Origin of the sequence: Alkalimonas cellulosilytica (genome assembly GCF_036325985.1) — a bacterium.
GTDB lineage: Bacteria > Pseudomonadota > Gammaproteobacteria > Enterobacterales > Alteromonadaceae > Alkalimonas > Alkalimonas cellulosilytica.
The window spans coordinates 160,088-172,165 of the sequence record NZ_JAUHLI010000008.1; the positions used below are offsets into that span (position 1 = coordinate 160,088).

Here is a 12,078-nt window from a genome sequence, read left to right on the forward strand (position 1 = left end):
ACCGGCAGGTGTTATTGGTTCCTGCCCACTAAGTTTTACCAACATCAAACATAAAACGATATCGACGCTCGCAGTCTGATCTGTGGTCTTTTGCCTATACCAGGCAGAGTCTGCTGTGCAACTGCCCGTCGAGCAGCACAGGTGTAACATCATGCGTAAAATTTCTGTATTAGCCACAGCTATTGCAACTGCTTTGGTCTCTGGTTCACTGCTGGCGAATGAACAAGTGGCAACCGAAGAAGCCAGGCTCGAACGAATTGAAGTCACTGGATCCCGCATTCGCGGAGTGGATCTTGAAGGCACGCAGCCATTGGTGGTGATTTCCTCTGAAGATATTAAAAACTCTGGCGCCAGCGATATTTATGAACTGCTGCGTGATTTGGGCCAGGTGCGCGGCGGTAGTGGTACTTTCTCCACCTCGGAAAGTGGCGCTACCTCCACCTCCACTCCTGGTGGTCAGGCTGCGGCATCCCTGCGTGGCCTTGGCCCCGCTTCGACGCTGACGCTGATCAATGGTCGTCGGGTTGCCGCCTCTTCCTTTGCTGCTGGCACGCAAAACTTTGTCGATATCAACAGCATTCCCCTGGCCGCCATTGAGCGGGTCGAAGTACTGGCCACCGGCGCCTCCGCGATTTACGGTGCCGATGCGGTAGCCGGTGTTATCAACTACATCTTAAAAAGTGATTACGACGGCGCCGAGCTCAACCTGAGCTATGGCAACAGCACAGCGTCGAGCAATGATGGCCGTGCCAATATTAACTTTGTGATGGGCCGTCAGGTCGCCGGCGGCAACCTGACCGTGTTTGCCGATTACTTTGACCGTAAAATGCTGACCGCTCAGGATCGCAGTTTTACCCGTGAGCCGGCACTGGTCAGCAACTACTCTTACTTACCGAAAGGCACACCAAATATTTACTTCTGGTCGGCACGCTCTGGTGATGAGATTGGTAGCCCGGATTGTAAAACCGACTTTGTCACCACTGAGTTTGGTGAAGAAATTTGTGCTTACTACAGCAATGAAGACGATGTGCTGGTCAGCCCGTTTAAAAGTGCCTCTGTTGGCTTTTTGTTTAACCGCGATTTAGCCAATGGCTTACGCTGGAATACCGATCTGTTTTACAGCCGTACCAAGTCAACTGCGTTCTCAAGCCCGGCTCCTATTGATCAGGTAGACGATACCGAGGGCCCCTGGGTGCAGGAAACTGCACTGGATATCTTCCCGGACGCTATCCGCAATGACTTACTCGATCAAATCTGGATCGATCCCTTCTGGTCTGAAGCAGGCCAGCGCCTTTGGGGTTTCCGTTTTGATGCCCGTTTCAATGATCCAAGAACCATTGAAGTAGAAAGCGAAGCCATTCGTCTGGTCTCATCCTTAGGCGGTGATATTGGTCATTGGGAGTGGGAAAGCGCCATTTTATTATCCCGCTCCAAGTCTACCCAGGAAGCAACCGCTGGTATCTACAATCGTTACAAGTACCATGCCGGTATTGCCGGTGAACTCTGCCTGGATGGCAGCATCGCCAGTTACGATGGCACCAATTTAAGTTGTGCTTCTGGCGCTGGCCTGGCGGGTGTCTACAACCCCTTCTTGCAAAATGACCCTGGCAACGAAGCGATTCTGGCGATAGCTCAGGAAGTACCTACCCGGGATGGTCGCAGCACAGTGTATGGCTGGGATGCCCGCTTTAGTGGCGAGTTGTTTGAAATGCCACACGGCTTTGTCGGTGCCGCTCTGGGCCTGGAACTGCGCCGGGAAGAAATTACCGACACGCCATCTCTGAATGCTCAGGCCCGACCAGAAAACAACTATCTGGTAGATGTGTATGGTTTTGGCTCGAGCTTATCGGCTGCCAGCCGCAATCAGGCGGCAGCTTTTGCCGAAGTGTATGTGCCACTGGCTGAGCGGGTCGAGCTGCTGGCAGCTGCACGCTATGACCATTACAATGATTTTGGTGGTACTTTCAATCCGAAAGTAGGCCTGACCTGGCGCCCGGTGGATGAGCTGATCCTGCGTGGTTCCTGGGCCACCTCTTTCCGTGCGCCATCATTAACTCAGGCAGGTGTTCAGCTGCGAACCACCACAGCCACTTACGACTGCTCTGCCAATCAGACGGTGTCTGATCTTTACTGTGAAGGTCAAAACTTTACCAGCAGCCCGAATGTGCTGGAACTGGGCAACCCGAACTTGCAGGCTGAAACCTCAGAGTCCATCAGCCTGGGTCTGGCCTGGAGCCCAACCCGGGATACCACCATCACCATCGATTACTGGCAGTTTGACCACAAGCGGCTGGTTGATACCGATATGACGGCAATGCTGGCACGCACAGCTACCGATGCATCGGTGCGTCATTGTGGTCTGGTACCACAAGGTCAAATCGGTATCGCCTACAATCCGGATGTCTGTGAAGTGACCGATGCCGCTGGCCGGCGAATTGACCAGCAAGGGGCTAACTTAAGTGAAATTCTGGATGCCTATGTCAATGAGTTCGATCCACGCTTTGCTGAACTGCCACTGCTACGCGATCACGTAATCCAACTGGAAAACGTCGGCCAGCAGGAAGTGAAAGGCCTGGATATCAGCTTCAAGCACACGCTGGACTTCGCCGGCGGCCGTTTGGGCCTGGATATCGACTGGACCAACTACCTGTCCTTTAAGCGCAATAAAGCGGGTTCGGATGAAGTCGAATCGCTGGTTGGCACCTATCGCTACCCACGCAATATCGGCAGTGCACGCATTTCCTGGCGCAACGATGATTTGTTCCTGGGCTTAACCGCGCTTTATACCTCGTCTTATGAAGATGATATCAGCCGGTTACGCCGTCGTAATATTTGGGAACTGGAAGATTTAGGTGAGCTGAACGAAGATGGTGGTCGTCAAGTCGCCTCCTGGACGACGCTGCGCGCCAGTGTCGGTTATGATTTTGACAATGCTGCTATTAACTTCAGCATCGATAACTTGCTGGATCGGGATCCTCCACGGGTATTCGGCAGCAGCCGTGGCTTTGACTCAATCAATCATAATGCCATGGGACGCAGTTATCGTTTATCCTTTACTTACTTCTTCTAAGAAGCAGTCTCAGGGGAGCTTTGCTCCCCTCCTTCTTTCCAACAGAACGATACAGGCTAATTCGTTATGAAAACCGCGGTGAAACAACCGGTCAACATGCCTGATGCTTTTGTGATCCTGTTTTTTGTGATGGTACTGGCTGCAATTGCCAGTCACCTGATCCCGGCAGGCAGCTTTGGCATGCAGCAGGTAGAAGTTGAACAAAACGGCGAGGTCGAGCTGCAACAACGCATCGATCCGGCCAGCTTTGCACTGGACACCGAGCAACAGCATGGCGTGCCCCTCTTCGCTGAAGGCGGTGGCATAGGCTTTTTAAATTATGCCTTTGAAGGCATGGTCTCTGGTTCCAAATGGGGCTCAGCAATTGGCGTCATTGCTTTTATTCTGCTGACGGGCGGCGCATTTGGCATCATTATGCGTACCGGCGCCATCCACAACGGCATCCTGGCATTGATTGAGAAAACCAAAAACATGGAGGCGCTGTTTATCCCTATCATGTTTGTGCTGTTCTCGTTAGGTGGCGCCATCTTTGGTATGGGCGAGGAGGCGATTGCCTTTTGCATCGTGCTATTACCGCTGATGTATGCCCTGGGCTACGATGCCATTACCACAGTTCTGGTCACCTATGTCGCAACCCAAATCGGCTTTGCTGCTTCCTGGATGAACCCGTTCAGCATCGCCATTGCTCAGGGGATTGCCGATATCCCGCTGATGTCCGGCGCTGAGTTTCGCTATGGATTATGGCTGGTGCTCACAGTATTTGGTACCATCTTTACCATGCGCTACGCCAGCCGCATCAAAGCCAACCCGGAGCTATCGCCCAGTTACGCCAGCGATGTGCGGGTGAAAGCACAACAGCAAGGCAAGCAACAGGAGCACAGTCATTACACCGGCGTGGATACGGTGATTTTACTGGCCTTTTTTGCCGGCCTTAGCTGGATCATCTGGGGTGTCACTACGCGTGGTTACTATATTCCGGAAATTGCCAGTCAGTTCTTTACTATTGGTTTAGTGGTAGCCGTGCTGGGTATTTTAGGCGGCCGCTTAACCGTCAATGGTGCTGCGGATGCCTTTAAGCAAGGTGCCGCCGAGCTATTGCCTGCTGCGCTTATTGTTGGTATGGCCAAAGGCATTGTGTTAATTCTGGGCGGTGATAATCCGGAAACACCGTCGGTACTCAATACCCTGCTGCACTACTCCGGCCAGGCGCTGGGCGATTTACCAGCCTGGCTATCGGCCTGGTTTATGTTGGTACTGCAATCGGTATTTAACTTCTTTGTTGCCTCCGGCTCTGGTCAGGCAGCACTGACCATGCCATTGATTGCTCCTTTGGCAGATCTGGTCGGTCTCTCCCGACAGATTGCGGTGCTGGCATTTCAGCTCGGCGATGGCCTGACTAACATTATTATCCCAACCTCAGCAGCACTGATTGGCTGCTTGGGGGTAGTTCGGGTGGACTGGACCCTGTGGGCCCGCTTTGCCTGGAAACTGTATTTGTGGCTGTTCTTATTGGCCAGCCTGGCGATGCTGCTGGCTGTAGCAATCGGCTACCAATAACGAGGTGTCTGTGAACGGATTAATTTTATTTAAAGGAGCCGAAGTACTGGCTCCAGAGCCACTGGGTCAAAAGGATGTGCTAATTGCTGGTGGTAAAGTTCTGGCAATTGCTGAGTCGTTGTCGCTGGGTACCAGCAATGTACCGGTGACCGAAGTCGATGCCAGTGGGCATTATCTGGTACCCGGCTTTGTCGACTCGCTGGTGCACTTTATTGGTGGCGGCGGTGAAGCAGGTTTTGCCAGCCGCACCCCTGAAATGCAACTGACCGATGCGACCTTAGGCGGCGTCACTACCGCTATTGGTGTGCTCGGCACCGATGCAACCACCCGCACCTTGACCAACCTGCTGGCCAAAGCCCATGCGCTGGAAGAAGAAGGCATTAGCGCCTGGTGCCATACCGGCTCCTACGAAATTCCCTGCCGCACTCTCACCGGCAACATTACCGATGATTTAATCTTGATCGATAAGTTTATCGGCGTTGGTGAAATTGCCATCAGCGATCACCGTTCGTCACAGCCGACCATCAGCGAAATTCGCAAAGTGGCGGCAGCCGCCCGTGTAGGTGGCATTCTGTCAGGGAAAAGCGGCATTGTCAGCGTGCATATGGGGGCTGGCGACAGCATATTGCAGCCCATTCTTGATGCAGTCAGCGGCAGCGAGCTGGAACTGACCCAGTTTTACCCCACCCATATGAACCGAAATCAGGCGGTGTTTGCAGCTGGCCTTGCTTATGCCAAACAAGGTGGCTATCTGGATTTTACCACCAGCACCACCGCTTATGACTTAGCCCATGGTGAAGTTGCAGCAGCAGAAGCTCTGGCACTCAGTCTGGCCGAAGGGATCCCGGTACTGCAACTGACCATGAGCTCTGATGGCAATGCCAGCCTGCCGATTTACGATAAGAAAGGGACTATGCTGGGGCTGGAAGTCGGTCAGGTGCAAACCTTGTACCAATCAGCCCGTCAGGCCGTGCAGCAATTTGATGTTGCTTTAACAGATGCAATTTGCAGCATTACTGCCTCCCCGGCCGATATTCTTGGTTTAAAGCACAAAGGACGTATTGCCATGGGCAAAGACGCCGATTTGGTACTACTTCGCCGGGACGATCTGACGATTGACCAGGTCTGGGCCAAAGGGCGACAAATGGTAGCCAATGCTAAAGCCGTGGTCAAAGGAACCTTTGAGGCCTGAACGCATAGTTTAAGAATAATTTGGCATTTATCAAAAGCTGCTTCGGCAGCTTTTTTTCTGGCTAAAGCCCCATAGATAGCCGAAATAACCGCAATTCGTGTAATTTATTTTCATATTCAACTGCTTACTTTCTATACTCTAGGGTGCGAAAAGTCTGCTTGCTTTTTCACTCCAAAGCCGGTATACCTATTGCTTGATATTATTTAGACGGCTAGACGCTCTAAGAGCTTTTACTCTAGAAACACTGAAAAACTGATTTCATTTTGTTGTTTTATTTCAGTTTTACGCCGCGCACACAAATAGAATAAAAATTCATAAAATCTACATTTATACCCATTTGGACAAGTTTGGAGGTGTGTTATGGCGTTGTACCAACACGCACAAGCCCGCGAAAACTGCGGCTTTGGCCTGATCGCCCATTTAGCAGGAACCCCCAGCCACAAGCTGGTGCGAACTGCCATCAATGGTTTGGATCGGATGCAGCACCGCGGCGGTATTTCCGCCGACGGCAAAACCGGCGATGGTTGCGGCCTCTTGATGCAAAAACCCGACAGCTTTTTCCGCGCGATTGCCGAAGAGCAAGGCTGGACCCTGGGTAAAAAGTACGGCGTTGGCATGCTGTTTTTAAGCCAGGATCCGGACAAAGCGGCTTTTGCCCGTAAAGTGATTGAAGAAGAAGTGGGTCATGAGACTCTGAGCCTGGTGGGCTGGCGGAAAATGCCGATTGACGCATCCGTGCTCGGCCCCATTGCGTTGGACTCGATGCCGCAAATTGAGCAGGTGTTTGTCAATGCCCAGCCCGGCTGGCGCAAGCGCGATTTGGAGCGCCGCCTGTATATGGTGCGCCGCCGCATTGAAAAACGGCTGGCCGATGACAGCGATTTTTATATCCCCAGTTTTTCCTGCCTGGTGACGGTATTCAAAGGCCTGATGATGCCGGCCGACTTGCCACGCTTTTATCTGGATCTGGCCGATATCCGGCTGGAAACCGCCATTTGTGTGTTCCATCAGCGTTTTTCCACCAATACCATGCCGCGCTGGCCACTGGCGCAGCCATTTCGCTTTTTAGCGCACAATGGTGAGATCAACACCATTAAGGGCAACCGGCAATGGGCACGCGCCCGCCAGTACAAATTTGGCTCGCCGCTGCTGCCCGATCTGCAGCAAGCCGCTCCTTTTGTCAAAGAAGACACCTCGGACTCCAGCTCACTGGATAATATGCTGGAGCTGTTTTTAGCCGGCGGCATGGATTTATTCCGCGCCATGCGTTTGCTGGTGCCACCAGCCTGGCAAGGCAACCGGGTGATGGACGATGATTTAAAAGCCTTCTACGAATTTAACTCCATGCACATGGAACCCTGGGATGGCCCGGCCGGTATTGTGATGACCAATGGCCGCCACGTCGCTTGCAATCTGGATCGCAATGGCCTGCGCCCTGCCCGCTTTGTCATCACCAAAGATCAGATACTGACGCTGGCCTCCGAAGTTGGGATCTGGGATTACAGCCCGGATGAAGTGCAGGAAAAAGGTCGGGTCGGCCCGGGCGAAATGCTGGCAGTCGATACTTACACCGGCAAGGTCTGGCGCTCCTGCGATATCGATGAAGATTTAAAGCAGCGCCATCCATATCGAGCCTGGCTGAATGAAAATGTGCAGCGCTTAATCCCCTACGAAAAATACGAACTGGATCTGATTGGTAAGCGGGTGTTTGACGATGCCACCATGCAGGTCTACCACAAGCTGTTCAACTACAGCTACGAAGAAATCGATCAGGTGATGACGGTACTGGCCAAAGATGGTCAGGAAGCTGTGGGCTCGATGGGTGATGATACGCCGATGGCGGTGTTGTCGCAAAAGCCACGCACCCTGTTTGATTACTTCCGTCAGCAGTTTGCTCAGGTCACCAACCCGCCCATTGATCCGCTGCGGGAAAACCACGTGATGTCGCTCGCCACCAGCATTGGTCGTGAGCACAACGTATTCAGTGAAACCGCAGGATACGCCCGCCGCATTCAGTTTGAGTCGCCGGTGATGATGTACTCGGATCTCAAGCAGCTCAAAGCCGCCGATGACGAGTTCTATCGCCACCGCCAGTTCCCGCTGAACTTTGATCCAGAGCAGCAGACCCTGCAACAAGCTCTGGAAAGCCTGTGTCAGGACGTAGTGACGGCAGTGCGTGAAGAGCAGGTGGTGCTGGTGATGTTATCCGATCGCGCCATTGCTCAGGGCAAGCTGCCCATTCCAGCTGCTATGGCCGTCGGCGCAGTGCAGCAAGCGCTGGTGAAAGCACAGCTGCGCTGCGACTCCAACATCATTGTTGAAACCGCCACCGCCCGCGATCCACACCACTTTGCTGTGCTGGTCGGTCTGGGCGCCACTGGGGTCTACCCCTTTATGGCGTACGAAACCGTCGAGCAGCTGGTGGAAAAAGGCGTGCTGAATTTAAGCGCCCGTCAGGCGGTACTGAATTACCGCAAAGGCATCAACAAAGGCCTGTACAAGATCATGTCGAAGATGGGGATCTCCACCATCGCCAGTTACCGCTGCTCCAACTTGTTTGAGATCATCGGCCTTGGCAACGACATTATGCAGCTGTGCTTTGCCGGCATCGACTCCCGCATTGGCGGCGCCAATTTCGACGACATTCAGCAGGATTTACAGCAACTGGCGCATGTCGCCTGGCTCAAGCGCAAACCACTGAACCACGGCGGCCTGCTAAAATACGTGCACGATGGCGAGTACCATGCCTACAACCCGGATGTGGTGCAAACCCTGCAACAGGCAGTGCGTAGTGGCGAGTACCGCGATTACCAGCGCTACAGCCAACTGGTAAATGAACGGCCTATTGCTCATATCCGCGATCTGCTGCGGATTAAGCCGGTGGATAAGCCACTGCCGCTGGAGCAGGTGGCACCCGATAGCGAGCTGTACCCGCGCTTTGACAGTGCGGCCATGTCGATTGGCGCCTTGAGCCCGGAAGCGCATGAAGCCCTGGCCATTGCGATGAACCGGCTGGGTGGCCGCTCGAATTCCGGTGAAGGCGGTGAAGATCCACGCCGTTTTGGTACCGAGAAAAACTCCAAAATCAAGCAAATCGCCTCCGGCCGCTTTGGCGTGACGCCACATTACCTGGTCAATGCCGAAGTGCTGCAAATCAAAGTCGCTCAGGGCGCCAAGCCTGGTGAAGGCGGCCAGTTGCCGGGCGAAAAAGTCACCGCCGAAATCGCCCATCTGCGTTATTCGGTGCCTGGCGTGACCTTAATCTCACCCCCGCCGCATCACGATATCTACTCGATTGAAGATTTGGCGCAATTAATTTTCGATTTAAAGCAGGTCAACCCCAAAGCTCTGGTCTCAGTAAAACTGGTCTCTGAGCCTGGCATCGGCACCATTGCCACCGGCGTGGCCAAGGCCTATGCCGATTTGATTACCGTGTCCGGCTACGATGGTGGCACCGGCGCCAGCCCACTCACCTCGGTGAAATACGCTGGCAGCCCCTGGGAATTGGGTCTGGCTGAAGTGCATCAGGCACTGGTCGATAACGGCCTGCGCCACAAAGTACGGTTGCAGGTCGACGGTGGCCTGAAAACCGGCCTCGATGTGGTCAAAGCTGCGATTTTAGGCGCTGAAAGTTTTGGCTTTGGCACCGGTCCCATGGTGGCGCTTGGCTGCAAGTTCCTGCGAATTTGCCATTTGAACAACTGCGCCACCGGCGTAGCGACGCAAGACAGCACCTTGCGTAAGAACCATTTCAATGGCCTGCCCGAGATGGTCATGAACTACTTTACCTTCCTGGCGCGCGAAGTGCGTGAGCTGTTGGCACAACTTGGGGTCGAGAAACTGGAAGATTTAATCGGCCGCACCGACTTGTTGGAGCTGGTGGAACCGCAAACCCAGAAACAAAGCCGGTTGGATTTAAGCGAAATTCTGGAGTCTTCCGGTGTGCGCTCTGAAAAACCACTCTATTGCGTTGAGCCCAATATGCCGTTCGATGCCGGCAATCTGAACTTAAAGCTGGTGGAGCTACTCGGCGATGCAGTCAAGCGCAAGGCTGGCGGCAGTGTCCGGCTGCCCATCCGCAATACCGATCGCTCGGTTGGCGCTATGCTATCCGGCTTAATTGCCCGCCAGCACGGCAATCAGGGCATGGCGGTCGAGCCGGTGCAGGTCCGGTTAACCGGCACGGCAGGCCAGAGCTTTGGTGTCTGGAATGCCGGCGGCCTGCATTTATCCTTGCAAGGCGATGCCAACGATTATGTCGGTAAAGGCATGACTGGTGGCCAGATTTCGGTGTTCCCACCCAAGGGCGTGGGTTATGCCAAAGAAGGCGCGACCATTATCGGCAACACCTGTTTGTACGGTGCTACCGGCGGACGCCTGTTTGCCGCTGGCAAAGCCGGTGAGCGTTTTGCCGTGCGCAATTCCGGGGCTATCGCTGTGGTGGAAGGCACCGGCGATAACTGCTGCGAATACATGACCGGCGGTGTAGTAGTGGTGCTGGGCGATACCGGTGTCAACTTTGGCGCTGGCATGACCGGTGGCTTTGCTTACCTGCTCGATGAGCAAGATGATCTGGAGCTGCGGGTCAATCCGGAGCTGGTCGAATGCCTGGATATCAGCATGCCGATTTTGCAGGAACACCTGCGCAGCCTGCTGCACCAACACGTTGAACAAACTGGCAGTGAACTGGCGCACCAGATCCTGTCGGACTTTAAAACCTATTTACCCAAATTCCGTCTGGTCAAACCGAAAACCAGCGATGTACACACCCTGCTAGGTCACCGGGCTCGTTCTTCCGACGAGCTGCGTGTGCAAGCGATGTAAGGAGACGGTGATGGCGCAGAATGTTTATCAGTTTATTGATGTCGAGCGGATCGATCCGCCCAAGCGCTCCTTGCAGGAGCGCACTATAGAGTTTGTTGAGATTTACCAGCCAATGACCGATACCCAGGTAGCCGGTCAGGCCGATCGTTGCCTCGATTGCGGCAACCCATACTGCGAATGGAAGTGCCCGGTGCACAACTACATCCCGCAGTGGCTGCAGCTGGCCCATGACGGCAAGATCATTGAAGCGGCCGAGCTGTCGCACAAAACCAACAGCTTGCCGGAAGTCTGTGGCCGGGTTTGCCCGCAAGACCGGCTGTGCGAAGGGGCCTGTACCCTGAATGAAGGTTTTGGTGCCGTTACCATTGGTAGCATCGAGAAATACATTACCGACAAAGCCTTTGAGATGGGCTGGCGGCCGGATTTATCGGATGTGACCAAAACCGATAAAAAGGTCGCCATTGTCGGTGCCGGCCCGGCCGGCCTGGCCTGTGCCGATGTGTTGATCCGAAATGGCGTCACGCCAGTGGTGTTTGACCGTAATCCGGAAATCGGTGGTCTGCTCACCTTCGGCATTCCAGCCTTTAAGCTGGAAAAAGAAGTGATGCAGCTACGCCGGCAGATCTTCAGCGAGATGGGCATTGAGTTTCGCTTAAACACCAGCATTGGCAGCGACATCGCCTTTGACTCTCTGGTGCAGGAGTACGATGCGGTCTTCCTTGGGCTTGGCACCTACACGCCGATGAAAGGCGGCCTTGCCAACGAGGAAGCGCCAGGCGTGCTGGAAGCCCTGCCCTTTTTGATTGGCAACACCAATCAGTTAATGGGCTGGCAGACCGAACATCCGTTTGTCAGCATGGAAGGCAAAAAAGTCGTGGTGCTAGGCGGTGGCGATACCGCTATGGACTGCGTTCGTACTTCCATCCGCCAGGGCGCGCACCAGGTCATTTGTGCCTATCGACGCGATGAAGCCAATATGCCGGGCTCGCGCAAAGAAGTGCAAAATGCCCGCGAGGAAGGCGTCGAGTTCCAGTTTAATCTGCAACCGCTGGGCATTGAGGTCGATCCGGCCGGCAATGCCTGTGGCGTTCGGGTAGTGCAAACCAAGCTGGGCGAGCCGGATGCCAATGGCCGCCGCAGCCCAGAGCCAATTGCCGGCTCTGAGCAGGTGCTGGAAGCCGATGCCATCATCATTGCCTTTGGTTTTCAGCCAAGCCCACCAGCCTGGTTGCAGGACTACGGCATTGAGCTCGATAGCAAAGGCCGGGTCAAAGCCAGTGAGAAAAGCACCTATGCACTACAAACCAATCAGGACAAAATCTTCGCCGGCGGCGATATGGTGCTGGGTTCTGATCTGGTAGTGACCGCCATCGCCCAGGGCCGCAAAGCAGCCGAAGGCATACTTGATTATCTGCAGGTATAAAACAAAGCGCCC

Annotated in this window: 5 protein-coding genes; all 5 read left to right on the forward strand. The window is 54.2% G+C overall.

Annotated elements, in window-relative coordinates:
• Window positions 1–151 precede the first annotated feature (151 nt).
• A complete protein-coding gene (locus tag QWY20_RS09765) occupies window positions 152–3,070 on the forward strand; it encodes a TonB-dependent receptor domain-containing protein (protein ID WP_330128834.1) in 2,919 nt (972 codons plus the stop codon).
• A 66-nt stretch (window positions 3,071–3,136) separates the two neighbouring features.
• Complete coding sequence (gene yfcC, locus QWY20_RS09770) at window positions 3,137–4,627, forward strand: putative basic amino acid antiporter YfcC (protein WP_330128835.1); 1,491 nt, start codon at window positions 3,137–3,139, stop codon at window positions 4,625–4,627.
• Between the two features lie 10 nt (window positions 4,628–4,637).
• Complete coding sequence (gene iadA, locus QWY20_RS09775) at window positions 4,638–5,819, forward strand: beta-aspartyl-peptidase (protein WP_330128836.1); 1,182 nt, start codon at window positions 4,638–4,640, stop codon at window positions 5,817–5,819.
• Between the two features lie 360 nt (window positions 5,820–6,179).
• Window positions 6,180–10,643, forward strand: coding sequence for a glutamate synthase large subunit (gene gltB / locus QWY20_RS09780; RefSeq protein ID WP_330128837.1), 4,464 nt, complete (start codon window positions 6,180–6,182; stop codon window positions 10,641–10,643).
• A gap of 10 nt (window positions 10,644–10,653) precedes the next feature.
• Window positions 10,654–12,066 (forward strand): FAD-dependent oxidoreductase, encoded by a 1,413-nt coding sequence (locus tag QWY20_RS09785; protein WP_330128838.1) that lies wholly within the window; start codon window positions 10,654–10,656, stop codon window positions 12,064–12,066.
• Window positions 12,067–12,078: the final 12 nt, after the last annotated feature.

Bases quoted from the DNA above. Each gene is read 5' to 3' on its own strand.
- gltB (WP_330128837.1), top strand. From the start codon at position 6,180: ATGGCGTTGTACCAACACGCACAAGCCCGCGAAAACTGCGGCTTTGGC.
- QWY20_RS09765 (WP_330128834.1), top strand. From the start codon at position 152: ATGCGTAAAATTTCTGTATTAGCCACAGCTATTGCAACTGCTTTGGTC.
- QWY20_RS09785 (WP_330128838.1), top strand. From the start codon at position 10,654: ATGGCGCAGAATGTTTATCAGTTTATTGATGTCGAGCGGATCGATCCG.
- yfcC (WP_330128835.1), top strand. From the start codon at position 3,137: ATGAAAACCGCGGTGAAACAACCGGTCAACATGCCTGATGCTTTTGTG.